This window comes from Kaistia dalseonensis, assembly GCF_030814715.1.
GTDB lineage: Bacteria > Pseudomonadota > Alphaproteobacteria > Rhizobiales > Kaistiaceae > Kaistia > Kaistia dalseonensis.
The window spans coordinates 165855-189559 of sequence record NZ_JAUSVO010000005.1 but is presented as its reverse complement, the minus strand read 5'-3'; the positions used below and the strand labels follow the sequence as shown (position 1 = coordinate 189559).

Here is a 23705-nt window from a genome sequence, read left to right as displayed (position 1 = left end):
ATTCGGGGAGTTAGACATGAAATTCAAGTTTATGGCGATCGGTGCCGCGCTTCTCATGAGCGCAGGTTCCATCGCTGCTTCCGCGCAAACGTTGAGCTATTCGGATGCCGGCGCGATGCTCGCCAAGAGCTGCGGCCCTGACATCCAGAAGTTCTGTTCGACGGTCAATCTGGGCAATGATCAGCTGCGCCAGTGCCTGCTGCAGCATGAGAGCCAGATCAATCCGCAGTGCGTCACCGACTATAAGGTCGCTGTCGCTTCGATCGCCAAGCGCGTCGCCGCGCAGAACTCGATCGAGAAGGTCTGCGCCAACGACGCGGCCAACCGTTGCCAGGGCATGGTTCCCGGCGATGGGCATCTCCTGTCCTGCCTCGTGACGGCCGCGCGCGTCGTCAGCAAGAAGTGCAACCAGGTGATTACCGACGCCGGTTATCGGTAGGCCTTATGTCGAAACGCGATAGGAATGCACGCATCATGACACTCCGCACCGCCGGCATGGCGTTGGCCGTCTCCCTGCTCGCATTGGCAGGCCCCGCCTCGGCCCAGACCATGCTGACCTCAGACCAGATTGCGCAGAGCCTCCAGAACGTCACCTCCGACGCGCCCGTCATCTCGGCGGCCGTGCTCCAGGCGATGGCGCTTCAGCACATGAAGCAGTTCCCCGGTGAATCCGGCGTGACGCAGCCGCTGCCGGTCAAGCTCGACAGCCTGGCGCAGATCAACATCCAGATCCAGTTCCAGCTCAATTCGGCGATCATCAAGCCGGAATCCTATGCGGCTGTGGGCTCGATGGCGGATGCGATCCACAACCCGATCCTGGGCGGCTACAAGTTCCTGGTCGTCGGCAATACCGACACGACCGGCAACCGCGCCGACAACATGAAGCTCAGCCAGGCGCGCGCCGACGCGATCGTCGAGGCGCTGACGACGACGTTCAACGTCGATCCGCGCCGCCTCGAGGCGGTCGGTCTCGGCGAGGAATCGCTGCTCGATACCGCCAATCCGAAGGACCCGATCAACCGTCGCGTCCAGCTGATCAACGTCGGCAAGTTCCTGCCGACGCCGTAATCGGCACGGCCCCGTTTCTGATGCGCCGCCCCCACATGGTGAGGGCGGCGTTTTCGTTTCAGCGGCGCGTGGCGGCGAGATAGTCGCCATTCACGAGATTGCGCAGCTTGCCGTCCTGCAGGTAGAGCATCACGGTCTCGACCGCGAGGCGGCGTGCATCGGCCGCACTTTCCGGGCTCGACCAGGCCGCGTGCGGTGTCAGCAGCAGGCGGTCCGCGACACCGGCAGCCTTCAGGTCGCGATAGGCGAGGGCGATCGCATCATCGGCGCGTGGCGGCTCGACCGGCAGCACGTCGATGCCTGCGCCTGCGATCTCGCCGTCCCGGATCGCCGCGATCAGCGCCGGCACGTCGACGATGGCGCCGCGCGCGGTATTGATCAGGATCGCGTTGGATTTCATGCGCTGCAGCGCCGCCTTGCCGATCATGCCCCGGGTTTCGGTCGTGAGCGGGCAGTGCAGGCTGACGATGTCGCTCGTCGCCAGCAGCGCTTCCAGCGTCTGCACGCGCTCGATGCCGAGCGCGATCTCCGTTCCCGGCGAGACATAGGGATCATAACCGACGACGCGGAAGCCGAAGGCCTTGGCGCGCAGCGCCGTCGCGGTGCCGATGCGGCCGAAGCCGACGACGCCGAATGTGCGCCCGCGTGAACGGCGCACCAGCGGGGCGAGGGCGCTGTTGAAGCCCTGGATCGGGTCCTGCACCAGATGCTCGTGATAGCTGACGATGCCGCGCGTCAGCGCCAGCATCAGCGCGATCGCATGGTCGGCCACCTCGCTGGTGCCGTAGTCGGGCGTGTTGCAGACCGGTATGCCGGCGCGCCCCGTCGCCTCGAGATCGATGTGATCGAAGCCGACGCCGGCCCGCGCGATGATCCGGCATTTCGGGATGCGGGCCAGGAAGTCCGCGTTGATCTTCATCTCGTGCCAGACGACGATCCCGTCCGCCTCCGCGAGCGCCGCGTCGGGCAGGCTTTCCGGCGCCCGTTCGCGGCAGATCGTCCAGTCGACATCAGGACCGGCAGTCTGGCGCTCGATGGTGCCATCGTCGGGATACTGGGCGTCGGGCGTGAAGAGGCGTAGGCGCGAAGACAAGATGAACTCCCTGAGCGTGTTGGTTTTTTGTTCAGCGGTGCCGCGGCGCGGCGATGGAACGGCGCAGCAGCACATTGCTGCCGAGCATGATGCGGCGTGGCGGCATGTCGAGGCCGCGCAGCCGGTCGAGCAGCAGCCCGGCCGCCTGCCGCCCGACTTCGACCATGTCGCGGTCGATCACGGTGATGGGCGGATAGACCAGATCGCCGAGCAGCGGATCATCGGCGCCGACGAAGGAGATGTCGTCGGGAATGGTGAGGCCGAGCAGGCGCACGGCGCGCAGCGCGCCATAGAAGATGTCGCTGCCCGCCGCGAGGATCGCCGTCGGCGGATTGGCGCCGGTCAGCAGGTCGTGCGTTTCGGCGGCGCCATATTCGGCGCTCTGCCGATTGGCACGGATCAGCCAGTCGTCGACCGGCAGGCCGGCCCGTTCCAGCGCGCGGCGGAAGCCCGCGACGCGGTCGCGGCCGGGGCGGATATTCTGCGAGGCGGTGACGAGCCCGATGCGGCGATGGCCGAGTTCCAGCAACTGCCCGACCACAGTCTCGATCGACTGCATGTGCTCGCTATAGACGACGTCGGCCTCGACCGGCACCTCGCGGTCGAGCACCACGACGGGCACGCCCATGCGGCCGATCTCCTCGATCGTGGCGGTGGCCGTCTCGTCGGAGAGCGTCACGATCAGCCCGTCCATCTGGCGCTGCCGCGCCGCCTGCAGGAACGCGACCTCGCGGGCCGGCGAGCGGTTCGAGGAGAAGGCGAAGAGCATGTAGCCCTCCGGCGCCAGCACGGTCTCGGCGCCCTGCGCGACGCGGGCAAAGACCTGGTTGGTCATGTCCGGGATGAGAAAGCCGATCGTCTTGGTCTGGTTGGTGCGCATGGCGCGCGCCGCAGCATTCGGCTGGTAGCCGAGCTCGGCCATGGCGGCCAGCACGCGGGCCCGCGTCTCCGGCGCCACGCGCGGGCTCTCGCCGGCAACGCGCGAAACCGTCCCGATCGAGACGCCGGCCGATGCCGCGACCTCATGAATGGTCGGCTGGCGCCGGCCGCCGGCGGGCGTCTTGACTGACATAACGTTTACATCCTTGCCCTGACTTTTGCCGATCAGGCAGCATGGATCATCGATCGCATGCGGGCTTCCTTCGTGCCAAACTGCCATTGAGTCCCTGATTAATCAAGGAAGATCATGTCAGCGACCAAAAGCGGGCCATGCGACAGTGGATCGAAACGAGCGTGTTGACGTTTACACGATCATGGCATTTGATGGGTCCATGCCCCACGCCAAGGGCGGCCGACTCACGCCTTGATGTCGGCCGTTCCTACGGGGCGCCGTGTCAGGGAGGACATGACGATGGATCCATTCGAGCGCCGGCAACTCGGCCGCACCGATATCATGCTGCCGCAGATCGGCTTCGGCGCGGCGCCGCTCGGCGAGCTTTTCACCAAGGTCACCGAGGCCGATGCCGAGGCGACGCTCGCGACGGCCTGGGATGCCGGCGTGCGCTCCTTCGACACCGCGCCCTGGTATGGCCGCGGGCAGAGCGAGCACCGCGTCGGCCGCTTTCTCTACCAGAAGCCGCGCGGCGAGCTGATCCTCTCGACCAAGGTCGGCCGCATCCTGCGCGCGCCGGTGACCAGGCCCGACGCCTTCGATACCGGCTTCTGGGCCGGCGGCCTGCATTTCGAGCATTATTTCGACTATTCCTATGACGGCATCATGCGGGCCTATGAGGACAGTCTGCAGCGGCTCGGCATGAACCGCGTCGACATGCTGGTCATCCATGATCTCGACTGGTGGCATCGCGGCTCGGAAACCATGGTGCAGGCGGGCTTCACGCAGCTCGCCAATGGCGGCTTCCGCGCGCTGGCCGATCTGAAGGCGTCCGGCCGCATCCGCGCCATCGGGGCGGGGATCAACGAGATCGGCCTCATTCCACGCTTCCTCGAACTGTTCGACATGGACTTCTTCCTGCTGGCGCTGCGCTACACGCTCGGCGAACAGGAGACCCTGACGGACGAACTGCCGCTCTGCGCCAAGCGTGGGGTCGGCATCGTCATTGGCGGCGTGTTCTCCTCCGGCCTCTATGCGACCGGACCGGTGCCGGGGGCGAAGTACAATTATTTCGATCCGACGCCGGAGATCCTGGAAAAGGCGCGGCGGATCCAGCTCGTCTGCGAGCGGCACGACGTGCCACTGCCGGCGGCGGCGATCCAGTTCCCGCTGTTCAACCCGGTGGTGACCTCGGTCATTCCCGGCGCCTTCCGCCCTGAGCAGGTGACGACCAATCTCGGCCATGTCCGCCGCGAGATCCCGACAGACCTCTGGGCTGAACTGAAGCATGAGGGCCTGATCCGCGCCGACGCGCCGACGCCGTAGCCGAGTTCGGATGTCAAAGAGCGCCCCGCCGGCGATCGCCGCGAGGGTTGCAGGAGGTGGCGCGGGGCGCAGCGAACCGCCGGCGTCCAGGCGGGCGCCGGCGAAAAAGGTTTGGTCGTGTGCCTGGAACCGCCTGGTCCGGCGATCCGCGGCCCCGCGCACGGGATGTTTTCCAGCCTGTTCTCGATCGACCCGGGGTGTATCGTTGCTTGGGCCACCCCTTCGACGATGTCGCGCGCCGCGAAACTGATGCGGCGTCGTCCTGTGCCCTGCGTTCCAGGGCAGGCGTATCGAGCTTGGCCGCCGCCGCTCACCCGGTTCGTGACGCCGGATCAACGACAGCTTCCCGTTTCCCGCCCGCGTCTCGGAACGACCGGTTCGCCCTCCTGCATGGGCGGGAACGAAGCGATTATGCGGCCGCTCCAGGAGGGCGGGGATAGAATTTAATGAAGTTTATTTTATCCCCGCGTTCCAAACCCGTGTTACGCGCGGGCGCGCGGACCTGCCCGATGGTTGGGCAGATCGCCCCTTGCGAAAGGGCGATCAATGCGCGGTTGGCGAGCCTTATCCCCTCAATACGTCGCCCGTCCGCCCGAGAGGTCGAACACCGCGCCGGTCGTGAACGAGTTTTCCTCGGTCGCGAGGAAGCAGATCATCGAGGCGGCCTCGCTGAGTTCCAGCATGCGGCCACGCGGAATCTTGCCGAGTATGTAGGCGATGTGGTCCGGCGACTGGCCCATCGCGCCGGCGGTTTTGGCCACGGCCGGGGTGACGGCGTTGACGGCGATGTTCTTCGCCGCGACCTCCTTGCCGAGCGATTTGGTCAGCGCGATCACGCCGGCCTTCATCGAGGAATAGGCGACCGCGTTCGGATTGCCTTCCTTGCCGGCGATCGAGCTCACATTGACGATGCGGCCATAGCCGCGCTCGATCATGTGCGGGACGACGGCGCGGCAGCAATGAAACGTGCCGGTCAGCCCGACATGCAGCACATCCATGAAGGCTTGTGGCGGATATTCCCATGTCGGCATGTTCGGACCGACGATCGCGGCATTGTTGATCAATATGTCGATCTTGCCGAAATGGCCGATCGTGCCCGCCGTGGCGGTTTCGACCGAGGCGAGGTCGCCAATGTCGACGGCGCGGCCTTCGACGCGCTCGCTGCCGATCTCGTTGACGGTCTTCTCCAGCAGGGCTGCGTCGCGGTCCCAGATCGAGACCTTGCCGCCGGACGCCAGGATGCGCTCGGTAACGGTGCGGCCGATGCCCTGGCCGCCGCCGGTGACGATCGCGACGCGATCCTTGAAATCATACTGGTTCATCGGGCTGGTTCCGTTGCGACGGCGGGGCCGTCAATCCATGTGGAAGACTTCGGTCAGTGGCTTCATCAGGGCCGAACCATCGGGGTTCGTGTCCATGATGTCGCCCATATGGGCGAACCACTTCTTCATGATCGGATGGGCGAAGAGATCGCCGAGGCGGGCGCCTGCGACCTCGTGATTGATCGCGAACAGTATATCCGTCTCGGGATCGTGGAAGATCGTGTAATCGCGCAGCCCGTGTTGGGCGAGCAGTACGGAAAGCTCGGGCCAGATCTCGTCGTGCCGCTTCTTATATTCGGCGGCGTGACCGGGATGGAGCTTCATCTTGAAGCCGACGCGCTTCATGGCAGTTTCTCTCCCTTGGGGGGCCCTTGGGGGGCGGTGCCCGCTATCCGCCGCGGCCGTCACCCCGGAGGCAACAGGGTCGCGGTCGCGGCGAGACGCGGGCACCTGACTGGGTCGCTGGCCTCAGAAGTTGAAGTCGGCGATGTTCTTCTTGTCGAAGGTGGTGAGGTCGGCCTGCGTCTTGATCACGCTCTTTTCGCCGACGGTGACCTTGCCGAGACCGGGAACCTCGAAGGTGGTGCCGGGCTCGTTCTTGATCGTGCCGTTCTTGACGCCGACGGCGAAGTGCGCCGCGAGCAGGCCCTCATTATAGGGGCTCCAGAGCTGGAACGCCTCGACCGTGCCGTTCTCGATGAAGCGGCGCATCTGGTTCGGCGTGCCGAGACCCACGACCTTGATCTTGTCGGCCTTCTTCGCCGTCTCGACGACCTGCGCGGCCGCCGCGACACCGACGGTGGTCGGCGAGATGATGCCCTTCAGGTTCGGATAGTTGGCGAGAAGCGCCTCGGTTTCTGTCGTCGACTTCTGCGGATCGTCATCGCCGTAAGCGATGGTGACCAGCTTCATCTTGGCGTATTTCGGATCCTTCTCGAGCGTATCCTTCATCGCGGCGATCCAGACGTTCTGGTCGGGCGCGTCGGTGGTGGCGGAGAGGATGGCGATCTCGCCTTCATAGCCGATCTGCTTGCCGAGCAGCTCGACCTGCGAGGGGCCGGTCTTGGTGAAATCGACCGGCAGGATCGCCGCGTCGCGATGGTCCTCATTGCCGGGCATGTCGGAATTCACCGACAGGATGATCGTGCCCTTGGAGCGGGCGCGGTCGAACACCTGGTTCAGCGCGTCGGGGCTGTTTGGCGAGATCGCCACGACATTGACGCCGCGCTGGATCTGGGCGGTCAGGAACGGGATCTGCGAGGTGGCCTCGGCGGAGGCGGGCGCCACGGTGGTGAACTCGCAGCCGAGCGTCTTGCAGCCGTCCTCGAAGCCCTTGATGATCGAATCGAAATACGGATTGCCCGTGTTCTTCGGGATGTAGACGATCGAGACCGGATCGGCGGCATAGGCGGCGCCGGCGAAAAGGCTCGCGCCCAGTACGGCGGCGAGCATCAGTTTCTTCCTCAGCATGTTCAGTTCCTCCCTGTTTGCTGTGGACGTCCTCCCGTCAGCGCTGGCTGCGGGCATAGATCGCGTTGGTCGCGATGATCGAGACGATGAGCAGCAGGCCCATCACGGTGAGCTGGGCGTTGATGGCGATGTTGGCGACGGTCATGCCGGTGGCGATGATGACGAGCAGCCAGGCGGCCAGGAATGTACCGAGGATCGAGCCGCGGCCGCCGAAGATGTAGGTGCCGCCGAGCATGACGATCAGCACCATGGTGAGTTCGCCGCCCGAGGCGAGATCATAGCGCACCGAGCCGAGCCGCGAGGCGGTGAGCAGGCCGGCGATCGAACTGGTCAGACCCGAGGCCAGGAACAGGCCGAACTTGATCCGCCGCACGCGGATGCCGGCATGGATCGCGGCGACCTCGCTGGTGCCGATCTGGTAGATCTGGCGTCCGAGGATGGTGATGCCGAGGAAGAGACCGAGCAGCACCGAGGCGATGATGAAGATCATGACCGGCACGGGCACGATGCCGATCATGCGGTAGTCTATGCCGACGAACCAGCCGGGGAACGAGCCGATCGACTTGTCGCCGGCCAGCACCTGCGCGAGGCCGCGATAGAGGATCAGCGTGCCGATGGTGACGATGATCGAGGGCAGGCGCAGCACCGTAATGAAGAAGGCGTTGAAGGCGCCCATGGCGAGGCCGGAGACGAGGCTGACCAGGATCGCGACCGGGATCGGCGCGCCGGCGCGGTAGGCGGTGCCGAACAGGCAGGCGGAGAGCGCCATCTGCGCCGCCGGCGAAAGGTCGATCTCGCCGGAGATGATGACGATGGTCAGCACCAGGGCGACGATCGCGAACTCGACATAATAGGTCGAGCTTTCCAGGATGAAGCCGAGATCGGCGAAGAAGGGCGAGAGACGCGTCGCCACGATCGTGGCGATGATCAAGAGCAGGAACGTCACCGTCTCGGGCCGGACGAGGATGACCTGCCAGCGCGGGCGGGGCTTGGCCGCCTCGCGGAGGATGACGGCGGGGCGAGGGGACTCGATCGTGCTCATGCGCCACCCCGGGCGAGAAGGCCGCGCAGGCCGCCCTGGCGGACGGTACGGTCGATGACGAGCGCGATCAGGATGATGCCTCCATAGATGGCGTTCTGCCAGAAGCCCGAGACGCCGAGGATCGGCAGCGCGACCTGCACGGCGCCGAGGAAGAGCACGCCGAGCACGGTGCCGGCGACCGAGCCGACGCCGCCATTGATCGAGACGCCGCCGATGACGACGGCCGCGATGACGGTGAACTCAAAGCCGACGCCGGTAATGCCGGGATTCACATAGCCGAAGCGCGCGGCGTAGATGATGCCGGCAAGGCCCGCCAGCGCGCCGGAGAGCGTGAAGACCAGGATGGTCACCGGCATGACGCGGATGCCGCGCAGCGGTGCCGCAGCCGGGTTGGAGCCGATCGCGTAGATCTGCCGCCCGATCTGGCTGTAGGTCAGGAAGACATGGGTGGCGAGCGCCACGCCGAAGGCGATGATGACGATCCAGGGAATATCGATCGGCGATGTCTGCGCCATCTTGATCAGCGGCTCTGGAATATCGTTCGGGTCGATCTGCTTGGAGCCGGAGAGGATGAACAGCAGGCCGCGATAGAGGCTGAGCGTGCCGAGCGTCACGATGATCGAGGGCAGTTTGAAGAGCGTGACGACGAGGCCGTTGAAGAGGCCGAGCAGGGCGCCGGAGAGGAGCGCGACGCCGAAGCCGATGAAGAGCGGCCAATCGGGATGATCGCGGAAGATCATGCCGGCGGCGATCGCCGAGAAGCCGAGGATCGAGCCGATCGAAAGATCGACATGGCGCGCGACCAGAACCATCATCTGGCCCATGGCGGCGACCATGATCAGCGGCACGGCGAGCAGAACGATGCGGAGCGTCTCGGCGGTAAGGAAGCGCGGTTGGATGAGGCCGACGACGAGCGCGAACAGCACCAGCATGACGAGGATGCCGGCTTCGCGGGCGCGCAGCAGGCGGGCGATGCTGCTCATGCCGCGGCTCCCGAAACGGTGTGGCGGCCGGAACGCGGCACGGCGGCGAACATGATCGCCTCCTGGCTCGCCTCGGCGCGGGGAATGTCGGCGGTGAGCCTGCCCTCGGACATCACGAGGATGCGGTCGGAGAGCGCCAGCAATTCGGGCAGCTCCGACGAGATCAGCAGGATGGCGCGGCCGCTTGCGGCCAGTTCGCCGATCATGTCGTAGAACTCTGCCTTGACGCCGATATCGATGCCGCGCGTCGGCTCGTCGAGGATCAGGATTTCGGGATCGGAGAGCAGCCAGCGCGCGAGGATCGCCTTTTGCTGGTTGCCGCCGGAGAGCTCACCGATCGGCTGGCGCACTGAGGCGAGGCGGATGCTGAGCTTTTCGACCGATTGGCTCGCCAGCAGCTTTTCCGTCGCCCGGCGGATGATGCCGCGCGGCGCGATCTTCTCCGGCACGGCGGCCGTGATGTTGGTCTCGACCGGCAGCGAGCGGAAGATGCCGGCAATGGCGCGATCTTCCGGCACGAAGGCGATGCGCAGCGCGATCGCATCGGAGGGTTCGTTGATGGTGACGGGCTTGCCGTCGACGCTGATCGTGCCCGAACTCGCCGGCGCGACGCCGAATATGGCGCGCGCGACATCGGTGCGCCCGGCGCCGACCAGGCCGCCGAGCCCGACGATCTCGCCCTTGCGGACATCGAAGCTGATGCCCTCGAAGCGGCCGGGCAGCGTCAGATCGCGCACCGAAAGCGCGACGGCGCCGACATGGCTGGTGCCGCGATGGAGATAATCGGCGACCGGCCGACCGATCATCCGGCGGATGATCTCGGCATCGGAGAGGTCGGCCGTCCAGGCGGTCTCGATCCTGTCGCCGTCGCGGAAGATGCTGACGCGGTCGCAGATCGCGCGCACTTCCTCCAGCCGGTGCGAGATGAAGACGATCGTGCGGCCCTCTTCGCGCAGGCGCCGCACGATCTTGAACAGGGTCTCCACTTCCTTCGGCGTCAGCGCGGCCGTCGGCTCGTCCATGATGATCAGGCGGCTGTCGGAGGCGAGCGCGCGGGCGATCTCGACCATCTGCTGGTCGGCGATCGAAAGGCCGCGCATCGGCTTGGTCACGTCGATCGGCACGTCGAGCAGCGCCATCAGGCGTTTGGCTTCCTGCGCCAGCGCCGCCCAGCGCACGCGACCGAGCGGCCTGGCGCCGACCTGGCCGATGACGAGGTTCTCCGCGACCGAAAGATCGGGGAAGGAGATCGGCTCCTGATGGATCAGCGTGATGCCAAGGCGCTGGGCCGCGATCGGGCTCGGAATCTCGACCGGCTGGCCGGCGAGGCTGAGCGTGCCGCGCGTCGGCTTGTGGACGCCTGCGAGGATTTTCGAGAAGGTCGACTTGCCGGCGCCGTTCTCGCCGAGCAGCGCATGCACTTCGCCGGGCATCAGGTCGAGATCGACATTGCGCAGCACCTCGACACCGCCAAACGACTTGGAGATGCCGCGCGCCGAGACGAGCGGGCCGGTCGCGCTCACAGGACATTCTCCAGCCGGTAGAAGCGCACCGCATTGTCGCGCCAGAACTTCTTCTGCTCGGCCGGCGAGGCGGAGGCGAGGATGCGGTCGAGCAGGCCGACCCAGCGCTGATAGTCGATCGCCTGCACCGCGACCGGCCAGTCGCCGCCGAACATGATGCGGTCGAAGCCGAAGGCGTCGATGGCGGCATCGATGTAGCGCTTCAACTCGTCTTCGCTCCAATTGGCGTGGTCAGCCTCGGTCGCGACGCCGGAGATCTTGCAGGAGACATGGGGCAGGGCGGCCAGTTCGCGCATCTGGCTCGCCCAGGGCTCCATCACGCCGTCTTTGATCGCGGGCTTGCCGATATGATCGAGGATCATCGGCACGTTCGGGACCTGCGCCGCGAATTTCAGCACATTCGCCATGTGGCGGTGATCGATGCAGATGTCGAAGGAGAGGCCGAGCTCGGCCAGCGTGCGCACGCCCTCGATGAAATCGGGCCGCAGGCAGAAATCGAGATCGGGCTCGAACTGGATGATGCGGCGGATGCCGCGCAGAATCGGATGCCGGGCGAGGTTCTGCAGTTCGGGCAGGACGGCGCGGCCCTTTTCGAGCGGCGCCCATGTCACCATGCCCTTGATGCGGGGATCATGCCGGGCGAGATCGGCGACCCAGTCGGCCTCCAACTGGTACTGGCTGGGCTCCACCTCGCACTGCAGGAACACCATGGCCTGGATATCGAGGCCTTTGGTGGCGGCGTTGTAATCGTCCAGCAGATAGGGACGGTCGAGGACATCATTGCCGTCGAGCCAGCCATAGCGCAGGCGCTTCGGGTCCCACAGATGCAGATGGGTGTCGACGATCGAACCATGCGGCATCAGGCGCACTCCGCCCGGCAAGCCACGGTCAGAAAAGCCGCAGCCAGACACACCGCGTTCAAAGACGAACCGTCCCGCTCCACGCTTCTTCCTCCCTTTGGCGCAGCGTTGACCGCTGTCGCGCCGGCGCCTCCTCGCGCCGTTCACTGTGTAAACGTCAACATGGTTGCGCGTCATCGTCAAGCGGGATTCGTCGCGCCGGCGCAAAGAAGGAGAGGGGCGATGACGCCGATTGAGGCTACAACCCCTTCAATATCAATCAATTTCGACTGTCGGTGAAATTTGCTGCTGATGCGATTTCATGCTGCGCTGCCGTGGAAACGTTGGTCATGGTACGGAACTGACGCCAGGGGAGGCTGGGCGGTCGCATGCCCCCGGCAGCGGTGAGCAGGCAAAGAAAAGGCCCGCCCCCGGAGGAGGGCGGGCCCGCAATCAGAATATCGGTCGTGGATCAGCCCTGGCCGGTCTTGTGGGTCGGATCCTGCTGGTGGCCGCCGGAGCCCTGCTGCGTGCCCGAGCCCTGCTGGCGCTTGTCCTGGTCATGGCCCTGCTGATGCTGCGCGGGACCGCGATGTTCGCTCTCCTTGCGTCCGGCATCGGCCGGTTTCTTGGGATCGTTCATCGCGCTGGCGTGACGCTGATCATTGGTGTTGGCCATTTCTGGTCTCCCTTGGTTCTGTTTCCAGCCCGGGCTATCAACGGGGCAGATGGCGGATTGTTCCGGACACGCGACAGACTCCGGTGGAACGCCGCGGATCGGCCGCCTTTTGCCGGCTGATCGTGTTGACAAGCCAAAAGCCGCTGCCTATGGTCCGGCCGAATTTCGAGCGGGCGCCTTGGGCGCTCGTTTCGTTCCTGGAACAAATTCGCGGGTAACGCGCCATGAAGATCAAGAACTCGCTCAAGTCCCTCTTGGGCCGTCACCGCGCCAACCGGCTCGTTCGCCGCAAGGGTCGCGTTTTCATCATCAACAAGACCAATCCGCGCTACAAGGCCCGTCAGGGCTGAGGCCCTGCGCGCCTCGGCGCGCGGCTGCGGATTTTGTTTTGACGATGCCCGCATGACGGCTTAGCCTGTCCATCATGCGGGTTTTTGTTGTCATGTTGATGTTGTCCATCGCCTGGGCGTCGCCGAGCCTTTCGGCGCCGGCGGGCGAAGGCGTGCCGAATCTCGGCGCGCAAACGATGGATCAACTGTTCACGACGCTGGCCAAGCCCGGCGACGAAACCACCGGCAAGGCCGCCGAAGCCGAGATCCAGCGCCGCTGGCGCAAGTCCGGCAGCGACACGGTCGACCTCCTGATGGGCTGGGCGACGCAATCCGTCGCCACCAAGGATTATGACCGCGCGCTCGATTTCCTCGATGCCGTGGTGACGCTGAAGCCGGATTTCGCCGAAGGCTGGAACCGGCGCGCCACGATCTTCTATCTGCAGGATGAATACGGCAAGGCGCTCGCCGACCTCGAGAAGGTGCTGGCCCTGCAGCCGCGCCATTTCGGCGCGCTGGCCGGGCTCGGCCTGATCCTGCGCGATATAGACCGCAAGACCGATGCGCTTGCCGCCCTGCAGAAGGCGGTCGACCTCGACCCCTATCTCGACGATTCGATCCGCGACGCGATCAAGGAACTGAAGCCGAGCGTTGACGGCCAGGACATCTGAGGCCGGCGGGATCACGCGAGCCTTGATCCGCAATCAATGTCATTTCCCGATCATTCGAAGCCGTGCGCGGCCCGCTCAGCGCTGTGCCGCCGCATGGCGTGACGCGCCGCCATCCCCAAAATGAAAGAGGCGGCCCGCTTGGCCGCCTCAGGGTCTCTGTGCCGGTGCCGGGATCGCTTACGCGCCCGGGGTGCCTTCGCTGCCGGTGCCGACGAAGGCGATGCGGATCATGTTGGTCGCGCCGGGGGTGCGCAGCGGCACGCCGGCGGTGATGATGATCCGGTCGCCCGGCTGCGCGAAACCTTCGCGATTGGCGATGTAGCAGGCGCGGTTGACCATGTCGTCGAGGTTATAGGCATCCTCGCTGACGACGCAGTGCAGGCCCCAGACGATCGAAAGACGGCGGGCCGTGTTGACGATCGGCGAGAGTGCGATGATCGGCGTCTTCGGCCGTTCGCGCGCGGCGCGCAGGCCCGTGGAGCCCGAGGCCGTATAGCAGCAGATCGCGGCGAGGTTCAGCGTCTCCGCGATCTGGCGGGCCGCAGCCGAGATCGCATCCGCGCCGGTCGCTTCCGGCTCGGTGCGCTGCGCATGCATGATGTTCTTGTGGTTGATGTCGCGCTCGACCTCGGTCGCGATCGTATCCATCATCGCGACGGCTTCGATCGGGAATGCGCCGGCGGCCGATTCGGCCGAGAGCATGACGGCGTCGGCGCCTTCATAGACGGCGGTGGCGACGTCGGAGACCTCGGCGCGGGTGGGAACCGGCGCGGTGATCATCGATTCGAGCATCTGCGTCGCGACGACGACCGGCTTGCCGGCGCGGCGGGCGGCGCGCGTGATCTGCTTCTGGATGCCGGGAACCTGCTCGAGCGGCATCTCGACGCCGAGATCGCCGCGGGCGACCATCAGCGCGTCCGAGATCTCGATGATCTCGGCGAGGCGCTGCACGGCCTGCGGCTTCTCGATCTTCGACATGACGCCGGCGCGGCCGGCGGCGATCTTGCGCACTTCGGCGACGTCGTCGGGACGCTGCACGAAGGAGAGCGCGATCCAGTCGACCTTGGCCTGAAGGGCCGCATCCAGATCGGCGCGGTCCTTCTCGGTCAGCGCGCCGGTCCGAATCGTCGAATCCGGGACGCTGACGCCCTTGCGATCGGAGAGCTTGGTGCCGACTTCGACGGTGGTGAGCGCGGTCTTGCCGTCGCTGGAGACGACGCGCAGGCGAACCTTGCCGTCGTCGATCAGCAGGCGATGGCCGGGCTCGAGCGCTTCCAGGATTTCCGGGTGCGGCAGAAAGACGCGACCGGCGGTGCCGGGGGTCGGATCGGAATCGAGCACGAAGGCCTGACCGACCGTGATCTCGACGGCCTTGTCGGCGAAGGTGCCGAGCCGGAGCTTGGGGCCCTGCAGGTCGGCGAGGATGCCGATCGGCCGACCGACATCGCTCTCGATTTCACGGATGATCCGGACCAGATCGTTGAGCTTGTCATGCGCCGTATGGCTCATGTTGATCCGGAAGACGTCTGCGCCCGCGTTGAAAAGCGCGGTGATGGTCGCCTTGTCGGATGAAGCCGGCCCGAGCGTCGCGAGGATTTTGACTTTGCGCGACCGTCTCATGGGTTTTTAGCTCCTTGCTGGGCTGGTTCGTTGAGCTGGATCGTCCAGCTTTGTTGTTCGCCTGTATCGACTTCGAAGAAACCGGAGCGATTATAGCCGCGGGCCACGCAATCCTCCGTCCCTTCGATCGTAAACATCTTGTCTTTCGTACACATGACGTATTTCCCGCTCCACTCGCCGCCATGGTCGTAATCGACCGCGTAGACGTAATAGTAGCGCGAGACGAGCGTGCCGCTGACGAGCGTCTCGCAACCGTTGACCGGGACGTTCCACCAACCCTCGGTAGTCCAGATTTTCTTGTCTTTGTAGCCGATCGAGACACCGACGCGGCTAGGCGTTTTGTTGCAGAGCCGGAGGTCGGCCTTGGCCGGACCGGCATAGAGGCAGAAAGCGATCAGAAAGAAGGAGCAGAGCAGGGCGACCGCTGACGGTCCATGTCGAAACCAGGTCGGATGCATTAACGCGGTCGTCAACCGATTGGAGCTGTTGGGCGCTTTATGGGCCTCAGCTTTTCGCGCTGTCAACGTGGCATCGGCATCGACGCCGGCATGAGCATGGGGGCGGGATGTCATGGCAGGGCGGCTCGGCGGGACGGAATCGGTCTTTCGCATGAAAGGGATGTTCGCAACAAAGGCGGCGGCATCATGACCGAGGTCCATCCCGTTCACCCCTCTTTTTTTGGACGTGCGATATAAATCCCGCCGAGGATGAGCGCGCCGCCGAGCGCCTGCGCCCAGGAGACGGCCTCGCCGAGGAAGAGCCAGCCGAAAACCGCCGCCGCGATCGCCTCGAGGAAGATGACGAGCGCGGAGAAGGCGGCCGGCAGATGGCCGAGCGCAAAGGCTAGCAGGCCCTGCCCGCCGGAATGGCTGACAAGGGCGAGCGCGGCCAGCGATGCCGCGCTTTCGACCGTCGAGGGCAGGATGCGCGGCTCCAGCACCAGAGCGACGGCGAGGAGCCCGATCGCGGTGATGAGGGTCGCGAGGAAGGTGATCTTGGCGGCCGATGAGCGCCGCCGCGCCACGCGCACCGCCAGGAAATAGCCGCCGAAGAAGAACGAGGTCGCGATGCCGTAGAGGTCGCCCAGCAGGTGTTCCGGCGAGACGCGCAGCGTCATGCCGATCAGGAAGGCGGCGCCGACGAGGCAGAGCGCGAGGCCGCCAATCACATGGCGCCCGACCTTCTCGCCGATGAAGAAGCCCGATCCGAGCACGACCCAGACCGGCGCCATGGTGGCGAGGAAGGTCGCATTGGCCACCGTCGTCTTCATGATCGCGAGATGCCAGAAGAACAGGTCGCCGATGAACAGCAGGCCGCCGGCAAAGATCGCGCCGTCCATCTTCCAGATCGAGGCGAAGGAGGCGCCCGAGCGGCGCGCCTCGATCATCGCCCAGACGAGCAGCACGGGGAGCGCGCCGCCGACGCGCCAGAACGCGCTCGCATAGGGGCCGACATCGGCATTGCGCACGAAGACCGGCGAGATGCCCATCGCCATGGCGCCGAGAACAAGGCCGGGAATGGCAAGGGATGCGGCCGAAACCGGCGAGGGACGGGAGGTGGCCGACAATCAGGGACTCGAACGGAGGGTGATGCGGATGGAGCGCACATTCCTATGGCAGGCAGAGGCGTCGGTCACTATCATTCGCACATGCTCGACGTTGCAACCCATTCCGCGCCGCGCTCTCCCGTCGACGGGCGGGACGGCGAAGCCTTCGAAATCCTGCCCGGTGACGCCGCCGGCGGGCTGGTCCTGCTGTGCGACCATGCTTCGAATCACGTGCCGCCCGAATATGGCGCGCTCGGGCTGCCGCCCTCCGAATTCGGGCGCCATATCGCCTATGATATCGGCGCGGAGGCGCTGACGCGCGGTCTCGCCGCGCGCTTCGGCATTCCGGCCGCGCTCTCGCGCTTCTCCCGCCTGCTGATCGATCCCAATCGCGGCCTCGACGACCCGACGCTGATCATGAAGCTCTCCGACGGCGCCGTCGTGCCGGGCAATGCCCGCATCGACGCGGCCGAGCGCGAGCGGCGCATTGCGCGCTTCTACCGGCCCTATGACGATGCCGTGCTGTCGCTGATCGAGGCGGGGCTCGCGACGGGCCGCGTGCCGACCATCCTCTCGGTGCACTCCTTCACGCCGATCTGGCGCGGCACGCCGCGCCCCTGGCATGCCGGCGTGCTGTGGGACGCCGACCCGCGCTTTGCCCGGCCCCTGATCGACGGGCTCGCCGCCGACCCGGCCATGGTGATCGGCGACAACGAACCCTATCTCGGTGCGCTCAAAGGCGACACGCTCTACCGCCACGCGACACGGCGCGGCATTGCCCATGCGCTGCTCGAGGTGCGGCAGGATCTGATCGCCGATCCAGCCGGCGTCGCCGAATGGGTCGAGCGGGTCGCGAAGGTGCTGGTCGATCTCGATCTCGGCACCAGCCCGCACGGGATCGAACATTTCGGCTCGCTGACCGGCCCGGTCGCCTGAGCCCTTTCGCAAAGGCTGTCACCATGTCCGAACTCGACAAGCAGACGCAGACCGAACTCGAAGCGGCCGCCTTTCGCCGCCTGCTCGAGCATCTGCGCGAGCGCAGCGATGTCCAGAACATCGACCTCATGAATGTCGCCGGCTTCTGCCGCAACTGCCTCTCCAACTGGTATCGCGAAGAGGCGGAGGCCAAGGGCCTCGCGGTCTCCAAGGACGAGTCGCGCCAGATGGTCTATGGCATGCCCTATGACGAGTGGCGGCGGCTGCACCAGCGCGAGGCCTCGCCCGAGGCCCACGCCGCCTTCGAGACCAAGAAGCCGGCGCATAGCTGATCGGCGCGACCTTGCCGCCGCTTGACCCCGGCGGCGGAAAAGGGCACTCACCCCAGCTTGTCGCAACTTCCGAGGATAAGACCCCTTATGTCCAATCCCGCCATGTCCAATGACGACGTCCAGGGTGTCGCCGCCGCTCAGCTCAAATCCATTGTCGAGCGGATCGAGCGCCTGGAAGAAGAGAAGAAGGCCATCGCCGACGACATCAAGGATGTCTATGGCGAAGCCAAGGGCAATGGCTACGACACCAAGGCGCTCCGGACGATCATCCGTCTGCGCAAGCAGGACGCCTCCGAGCGCGAGGAGCAGGACGCCATCCTCGAACTCTACAAGAACGCTCTCGGCATGGTCTGAGGCCGCCTGACGCCCGTTCTGCACCGTCGCCACGGGCGAGGGGAGGGACGGGCGCAGCGGGGGCTGCGCCTTCGCGTCAGCGTGCTCTGCTCCGAGCCGGCATCAGGCTGGTCCGAACCGACGATCCGGAATCAAAAAGGGCTGCTGTGACCGAGGTCACTGCAGCCCTTTTCATATTCTCGTAGTGTCTGACCGTCGACGAGACGATCAGCGCTTCAGGAAAGCCGTCTGCTGGTAGGGCGCGACGGAGGCGAACTCCATCGTGCCGAGCGGGCGGACGAGCGGTCCGGCGAAGCGGTCCGTGCGCAGGCCCTCATAGGCGATGCGGCCAAATCCGATCTTGATCGAGCGCGCCGGAGCAACGAAGAGCTCAGGCATCGCGAAGGGATGCGGCATGGCGAGCTCGGCATAGCCCCGCTGGCGGGTCGAACCCGTGCGCGTCACCAGTTCGATCGTCTCGGCGCTGTAGCCGACCGGCGTCAGGCGGGCCAGCGGATCCTGCCAGTCTTCCGCGCCGCTCGCCGTCTGCAACGGCAGGGCCGTCATCTGCGAACGCGCGGCATGGCCGGCGACGAGGGCGCCCGTCGTGGCGTCGATATGCGGCTGGTCGAGCTCGGCCGGCGCATAGGCCATCACCGGCGCTGCCGATCCGCTCGAACCGCCGACGGCATCCGCAATCGCATCGGCGGCCGTCTTGGCGCGGCTCGTGCCATCGATCACGGCCAGCGTATTGGAAGCACCCTTGCCGAAGGCCGGCGCCGTGCCCGAAGCGCTGGCCATGGCGACCATCGGACGAGCGACCGGCGAGGGACGCGGCATGGGCGGCAGGGCAGCGTCGTCGGCCATGTCGGCCGAAGCATCGGCGACGACGACCGGCTGTTCGGCCGGACGGTTCGGAGCCGGACGCGGCAGCGGCGCAGTCGCCGTCTCAAACGGAACGGCCTGATCGGCGGTGTCGGAACCGGCTGCGGCAGCGTCGTCCGTCGCGGCGGCGGCAGCAACCTGCACCGGAGCGGCGGGCTTGCGGGCCGGGGCCGGAGCATCTTCGTCGGCTGCGATCGCGGCGGCATCGGCGGCCTTGACGTTCGGGAGCGCATCGCTCTCGTCATCGGCCTCGTCAGCGCCACCACCGGTCAGGCGGGAGAACCAGGACTTCTTGGACGAGCCGGTCGAGGCGCTCGCCATCATGATCTCGCCACCGCTGGCCTTGCGGGCCTTGTAGGCGGCAAGCGCCTGCTCGTAGCCGGGCAGGGGGCGACCATCGGAGGGAATGTGGATCGTCTTGCCATCGGGGAAGATGCGAACGAGCTGTTCGCGCGTCATCTTCGGCCAATGCCGCACGCTGCCGGTGTCCATATGGACGAAGGGCGAGCCGGAGGTCGGGTAGAAGCCGACACCACCAATTTCCATGCGCAGGCCGATGGCGCGCAATTTGGGCAGCGGAACGTCGGGAATATAGAAGTCCATCGCCTTGCCGAGCATGTGCTGGCTGTGCTTGGCGACGCCGGTATAGCGCGTGCGCGTCCTGAGCATCTCGTTGGTGCCCGAGGAGCGATAGCCGCAGACGACGTGGATCGGAACCCGCGAGCCGCTCTGCTGGTAGACCTGCCAGATCAGATCGAACAGATGGGGGTCCATCTTGGTCGGCTCGTTCTTGCGCCAGTCGCGCAGGAACACGTTGAGCTTCTGGAGGCCTGAGGAATCGTAGCGCCCGTTGCGCTTGAAGACGATCGTCGCCGTCTCCTGCGTGTGGACGTTGTAGAGGGTCAGCGCTCGGTCGCCTGCAGCAGCGTCGGCATCGCCGGCCGGGGCCGTGACGAGGATCGTGCCAGCCAGGAAGGCCGAGGCCAGTGCGAGACGGAAAGCAGTACCGCAACGCTGCAGCCACCGCGAATTCCGCTGAATCTGTTCGATCTGGTCAGTCAACGTAGTTCTGCGTCCTTGCCCGGAAATGGGCTCCCCCGTGAAGGGCAGAATGCGTCAATAGAGTTAATCAGCATTTACCGTAATGGACTTTTCTTGGACCCAAACGGTCGATCCGACGCACAGCAACACAACTCACTCGGTAACGATCGATCACGATCGTGGCATTAAAGCGGCAAAAAGGAAACCGCGCAGGGTCGCCCCTGACGCGGTTTCGCATGTCATGACGGAATTGTCGACCTCTTATCGGCTCCTAGAGCCCGAGCGCCTTCTCCACGCGGGCCTCGTAGCCATAGATGTCGGGGCGGGTTTCGAGCCGGCCATTGTCGTCGACGAAGGCGGTGAAATAGACGAGGTGGATGGGAATATGCTTGGGCAGATTGACCCAGCTTTCCTTGCCGCCGATCATTTTCCGGAGCCGCTGGCTGGTCCATCCGCCTTCATAGGCGAGCAGCACATCGGCGAATTCGAGCGGGTTCTGCACGCGGACGCAGCCATGGCTGAACGCCCGAACGTCCTTTGAAAACAGGCTCTTGGACGGGGTGTCGTGCAGATAGACCGAGTGCTGGTTCGGGAACAGGAACTTGATCGAGCCGAGCGCGTTGTCGTCGCCCGGCGGCTGGCGGATCTGGATCTTGCCGGCGCTCACATTCGACCAGTCGACCATGCCCGGATCGACCGGCCGGAACTTGCCGTTGACGCTCGCCAGCACCTGGTAGCCCTGCCGGGAAAGGTAGCTCGGATCGCGGCGGATGGCCGGCAGCATTTCCTTCATCGTGATCGAGGCGGGGACGTTCCAGCTCGGGTTCACGACGATGGATTCCATCTCGTCGGAGAAGATCGGCGTCTGATTCGTCACCTTGCCGGTGACCACGCGGGTCTGGTGGACCACCTTGCCATCGTTGAAAACGCGGACCTCGAACTCCGGTATGTTCACCTCGACGTGAAAATCGCCGAGGTCGCGCGGCAGCCAGCGCCAGCGTTCCATGTTGGCGATGATCTCGGCCGTCTTGTCCTTGCCCTCGCCATTGAGGAAGGCGAGCGTGTTGCCGCCGGCGACGCCATCGGCCTTGAGGCCCTTGACCGCCTGGAACTTGGCGACCGCTTCCGCGACGGTGTTGTCATAGAGGTTCGCGTCGGCAGCGGCGGCGTCGGCCGCGGGCAGACCGAGGCGGGCGCGCAGCAGCGGCACGCGCGGATCGGACATGCCGAGCTTCATCGCCTTGCCATCGGGAACTGGCGTGGGCGCGGGGCCGGTCTGCGCCGCGCGAGCGGCGGCGAGCGCGGTTCTGAGCTTGGCGTAACCGGGATGCGGCGGGTTGAAGCTCGCCACGGCGGCGACGGGATCGGCCGATGCCGAGACGGTGCCCAGCACCTCGATCGGATCGGGCAGCAGCGGCTTGATGGTGACGAGCTTGCCGAGCGAGGCCGGATCGACGCGGCCGGCATAGGCCTGGCGGGCATAGAGGAGAAGCGCGCGGCTCAGCGTCGCCTCGGCCGCGGCCGAAACATCGGGGCCGGCCGGAACGCTCGCGCCGATCGTGCGCGGCGGCAGATGATAGGCGGCGGGATCGAGCCCATCCTCCGACGCGGCGGCGATCCGATCCATGACCTTGAGCGCGGCCGGCGTATATTTGCCATCGACCAGCCAGACGGGCTGGTAATCGCGCTCGGCATAGAACTCGGCCATGGCGGCGCGATCGCGCTTTTCGAGGAAGCTCTCCTTGCCTTCGGGCGTGGCGATCTGGATCTTCAGCGCCTGCGCGGCGGGGTCGCTGGCGACATCGGCCATGGTGAGGCTGGCGGCGCTGCCGGCGCGCTCGCGGAAGGTCTTGCCTTCCGGCAGATAGGCATGGGCCGAACCGACCGACAGGCCGATCAGCGCCGCGCTTGCCAGGAGAGCCTTCAGGGCCTTGTCGATGACGGCCTTGTCGATCATGTCGCTCGCACCTTCAATCACGTCCCGAACATACAAGGCTCAGGGAATTGTTTTGTTCCCTGACGACCTCAACCGAAGCACCGGCTCTTATCAACACCGATTCCGTATCCCGCGCAGCGACCGCGATCACTCTGTCGCGAGATCTTCATCTGGCTCGGCAATGCCGAGTTCCTTGAGCTTGCGATAGAGCGTTGAACGCCCGATCCCGAGTTTCCGCGCGACCGTTGCCATGCGGCCACGATAATGGGTGATGGCGAGGCGGATCATGTCCGCCTCGATATCGGCGAGCGGGCGGACGTCGCCCTGATCGCCGATTGCGCGGATCAATGTCTCGCCCGCCGCCGGCCCCGCCATGGGCGGTGCGTGGGTCGCGAGGCTGATCGACGGCGCCTCGACGGGCAGCAGCATCGGCGCCGCGCCGGCGCTTTCGCCCCCCGTCGCGCCCACCTCGACCTGCGCCGCGATCTGCGGGAATTCGTCGACCGTCAGTTGCAGACCATCGGCCAGCACCACGGCGCGGAACACGGCGTTTTCGAGCTGCCGGATATTGCCCGGCCAATTGTAGCGCGTGAGCAGTTGCAGGCTCTCCGGCGCCACGCTCCGCAGGCCGCTCTTCTTTTCCTCGGCGGCGAATCGTGCCGTGAAATGGCGCACCAGCTCGGGAATATCCTCGCGCCGCTCGCGCAGCGGCGGCACGCGGATCGGGAACACGTTCAGCCGGTAATAGAGGTCCTCGCGGAAGCGGCCTTCCTTCACCAGCGCGATCAGGTCGCGATTGGTGGCCGAGATCAGGCGGATATCGACGCGGATCGGGCGCTTGCCGCCGACCGGGTCGATCTCGCCCTCCTGCAGCGCGCGCAACAGCTTGACTTGCGCTTCGAGCGGCAATTCGCCGACCTCGTCCAGGAACAGCGTGCCGCCATGGGCCTCCTGGAACTTGCCGATATGCTTCTCGGTCGCGCCGGTGAACGCGCCCTTCTCATGGCCGAACAGGATCGACTCGACGAGATGATCGGGGATCGCACCGCAATTGACGGTGACGAAAGGCTTGGCGCGGCGATCGCTCGATCCCTGGATGGCGCGCGCGATCAGCTCCTTGCCGACGCCGCTCTCGCCCTCGATCAGGATCGGGATGGTGGAGCCGGCGGCGCGCTGGCCGAGCCGGATCACGCGCTCCATGGTCGGGCTCGCGGTGATGATGTCGCGAAAGCCGAGCGTTCCGGCGACCGAGTGCTTGACGCGGGCAAGCTCACCCTCGAGCGCGGAGAGCTTCAGCGCATTCTCGATCGAGACCTGGATCCGCTCGGGCGACATCGGCTTGACGAGAAAGTCGCAGGCGCCGGCACGGATGGCACCGATCACCGTATCGATGCCGCCATGCGCGGTCTGGACGATGACGGGGAGGGTGCGGCCGATCTGTGGCAGGCGCTCCAGCACACCCATGCCGTCGAGCTCGGGCATGACGAGATCGAGGATCATCAACTGGAAGCGATCGCCATCGGTGGCGGAGAGGCGGTTGATCGCCGCGCGGCCATTGTCGAGCGTCACCACCGAATGGCCGAGCTTCACCGCGGCCGCCTCCAGCAGGCGCCGCTGCACCGGATCGTCGTCGACAATGAGAATTTGCGCTGACATCGGCTGGGGCAGGGCATTCCGGAG

The 23705-nt window shown here is 65.8% G+C and carries 24 protein-coding genes; 8 read left to right on the top strand and 16 right to left on the bottom strand.

Annotation, left to right across the window (positions count from 1 at the left end; translation table 11 throughout):
- Positions 1-16 precede the first annotated feature (16 nt).
- Entirely contained in the window at positions 17-439 is a 423-nt protein-coding gene (locus QO014_RS18025) for a cysteine rich repeat-containing protein (RefSeq protein WP_266350127.1), read from the top strand.
- Positions 440-474: 35 nt separating this feature from the next.
- A complete protein-coding gene (locus QO014_RS18020) occupies positions 475-1068 on the top strand; it encodes an OmpA family protein (RefSeq protein ID WP_266350126.1) in 594 nt (197 codons plus the stop codon).
- 58 nt (positions 1069-1126) lie between these two features.
- Here QO014_RS18020 and QO014_RS18015 read toward each other — a convergent pair whose 3' ends face one another.
- Entirely contained in the window at positions 1127-2161 is a 1035-nt protein-coding gene (locus tag QO014_RS18015; RefSeq protein WP_266350125.1) for a C-terminal binding protein, read from the bottom strand.
- A gap of 31 nt (positions 2162-2192) precedes the next feature.
- Complete coding sequence (locus QO014_RS18010; protein WP_266350124.1) at positions 2193-3233, bottom strand: LacI family DNA-binding transcriptional regulator; 1041 nt, start codon at positions 3231-3233, stop codon at positions 2193-2195.
- A gap of 273 nt (positions 3234-3506) precedes the next feature.
- Between QO014_RS18010 and QO014_RS18005 the strand changes: the two genes are divergently transcribed.
- Positions 3507-4538, top strand: a complete 1032-nt coding sequence (locus tag QO014_RS18005; protein WP_266350123.1) for an aldo/keto reductase — start codon at positions 3507-3509, stop codon at positions 4536-4538.
- Between the two features lie 572 nt (positions 4539-5110).
- On the opposite strand, the gene QO014_RS18000 is transcribed toward QO014_RS18005, so the two are convergent.
- The 8 genes from QO014_RS18000 to QO014_RS17965 form a co-directional block, all read right to left on the bottom strand.
- Entirely contained in the window at positions 5111-5860 is a 750-nt protein-coding gene (locus tag QO014_RS18000) for an SDR family NAD(P)-dependent oxidoreductase (RefSeq protein ID WP_266350122.1), read from the bottom strand.
- A gap of 30 nt (positions 5861-5890) precedes the next feature.
- Positions 5891-6205 carry an L-rhamnose mutarotase gene (locus QO014_RS17995; protein WP_266350121.1) on the bottom strand — a complete coding sequence of 105 codons (315 nt, stop codon included), beginning with the start codon at positions 6203-6205 and terminating at the stop codon, positions 5891-5893.
- Positions 6206-6328: 123 nt separating this feature from the next.
- A complete protein-coding gene (locus QO014_RS17990) occupies positions 6329-7330 on the bottom strand; it encodes a substrate-binding domain-containing protein (RefSeq protein WP_266350120.1) in 1002 nt (333 codons plus the stop codon).
- Between the two features lie 37 nt (positions 7331-7367).
- Positions 7368-8372 (bottom strand): ABC transporter permease, encoded by a 1005-nt coding sequence (locus QO014_RS17985; protein WP_266350119.1) that lies wholly within the window; start codon positions 8370-8372, stop codon positions 7368-7370.
- Positions 8369-9355, bottom strand: a complete 987-nt coding sequence (locus QO014_RS17980; RefSeq protein WP_266350118.1) for an ABC transporter permease — start codon at positions 9353-9355, stop codon at positions 8369-8371. The genes QO014_RS17985 and QO014_RS17980 overlap by 4 nt, the downstream gene beginning before the upstream one ends.
- Positions 9352-10878: a sugar ABC transporter ATP-binding protein gene (locus QO014_RS17975; RefSeq protein ID WP_266350117.1), complete on the bottom strand. Its 1527-nt coding sequence runs from the start codon at positions 10876-10878 to the stop codon at positions 9352-9354. Before QO014_RS17975 ends, QO014_RS17980 begins: the two co-directional genes overlap by 4 nt.
- Complete coding sequence (locus QO014_RS17970) at positions 10875-11738, bottom strand: amidohydrolase family protein (protein ID WP_266350116.1); 864 nt, start codon at positions 11736-11738, stop codon at positions 10875-10877. Before QO014_RS17970 ends, QO014_RS17975 begins: the two co-directional genes overlap by 4 nt.
- Positions 11739-12189: 451 nt before the next feature.
- A complete protein-coding gene (locus QO014_RS17965) occupies positions 12190-12396 on the bottom strand; it encodes a hypothetical protein (RefSeq protein ID WP_266350115.1) in 207 nt (68 codons plus the stop codon).
- 224 nt (positions 12397-12620) lie between these two features.
- Here QO014_RS17965 and ykgO point away from each other — a divergent pair, with 224 nt between their 5' ends.
- A complete protein-coding gene (ykgO, locus tag QO014_RS17960) occupies positions 12621-12746 on the top strand; it encodes a type B 50S ribosomal protein L36 (RefSeq protein ID WP_266350114.1) in 126 nt (41 codons plus the stop codon).
- Positions 12747-12838: 92 nt separating this feature from the next.
- On the top strand, positions 12839-13396 hold the full coding sequence (locus tag QO014_RS17955; RefSeq protein WP_266350113.1) for a tetratricopeptide repeat protein: 558 nt from the start codon (positions 12839-12841) through the stop codon (positions 13394-13396).
- Positions 13397-13573: 177 nt separating this feature from the next.
- Here QO014_RS17955 and pyk read toward each other — a convergent pair whose 3' ends face one another.
- The 3 genes from pyk to QO014_RS17940 are packed head-to-tail and all read right to left on the bottom strand — an operon-like array spanning position 13574 to position 16583.
- A complete protein-coding gene (gene pyk / locus QO014_RS17950; RefSeq protein WP_266350112.1) occupies positions 13574-15016 on the bottom strand; it encodes a pyruvate kinase in 1443 nt (480 codons plus the stop codon).
- The gene (locus QO014_RS17945) at positions 15013-15675 is read right to left on the bottom strand and encodes a DUF1036 domain-containing protein (protein ID WP_370877169.1); all 663 of its coding nucleotides are present in this window, start codon (positions 15673-15675) and stop codon (positions 15013-15015) included. Before QO014_RS17945 ends, pyk begins: the two co-directional genes overlap by 4 nt.
- A gap of 5 nt (positions 15676-15680) precedes the next feature.
- On the bottom strand, positions 15681-16583 hold the full coding sequence (locus QO014_RS17940) for a DMT family transporter (protein WP_266350111.1): 903 nt from the start codon (positions 16581-16583) through the stop codon (positions 15681-15683).
- A 45-nt stretch (positions 16584-16628) separates the two neighbouring features.
- Between QO014_RS17940 and QO014_RS17935 the strand changes: the two genes are divergently transcribed.
- From QO014_RS17935 to QO014_RS17925, 3 genes are all read left to right on the top strand, one after another.
- On the top strand, positions 16629-17498 hold the full coding sequence (locus QO014_RS17935; RefSeq protein WP_266350110.1) for an N-formylglutamate amidohydrolase: 870 nt from the start codon (positions 16629-16631) through the stop codon (positions 17496-17498).
- 23 nt (positions 17499-17521) lie between these two features.
- Positions 17522-17830, top strand: a complete 309-nt coding sequence (locus tag QO014_RS17930) for a DUF1244 domain-containing protein (protein ID WP_266350109.1) — start codon at positions 17522-17524, stop codon at positions 17828-17830.
- 87 nt (positions 17831-17917) lie between these two features.
- Positions 17918-18184 (top strand): DUF2312 domain-containing protein, encoded by a 267-nt coding sequence (locus tag QO014_RS17925; protein WP_266350108.1) that lies wholly within the window; start codon positions 17918-17920, stop codon positions 18182-18184.
- A 207-nt stretch (positions 18185-18391) separates the two neighbouring features.
- On the opposite strand, the gene QO014_RS17920 is transcribed toward QO014_RS17925, so the two are convergent.
- From QO014_RS17920 to QO014_RS17910, 3 genes are all read right to left on the bottom strand, one after another.
- Positions 18392-20110, bottom strand: a complete 1719-nt coding sequence (locus QO014_RS17920) for a peptidoglycan L,D-endopeptidase MepK (RefSeq protein WP_266350107.1) — start codon at positions 20108-20110, stop codon at positions 18392-18394.
- Between the two features lie 250 nt (positions 20111-20360).
- Positions 20361-22046, bottom strand: a complete 1686-nt coding sequence (locus tag QO014_RS17915) for a L,D-transpeptidase family protein (RefSeq protein ID WP_266350106.1) — start codon at positions 22044-22046, stop codon at positions 20361-20363.
- Positions 22047-22172: 126 nt separating this feature from the next.
- Positions 22173-23681, bottom strand: coding sequence for a sigma-54-dependent transcriptional regulator (locus QO014_RS17910; RefSeq protein WP_266350105.1), 1509 nt, complete (start codon positions 23679-23681; stop codon positions 22173-22175).
- Positions 23682-23705: the final 24 nt, after the last annotated feature.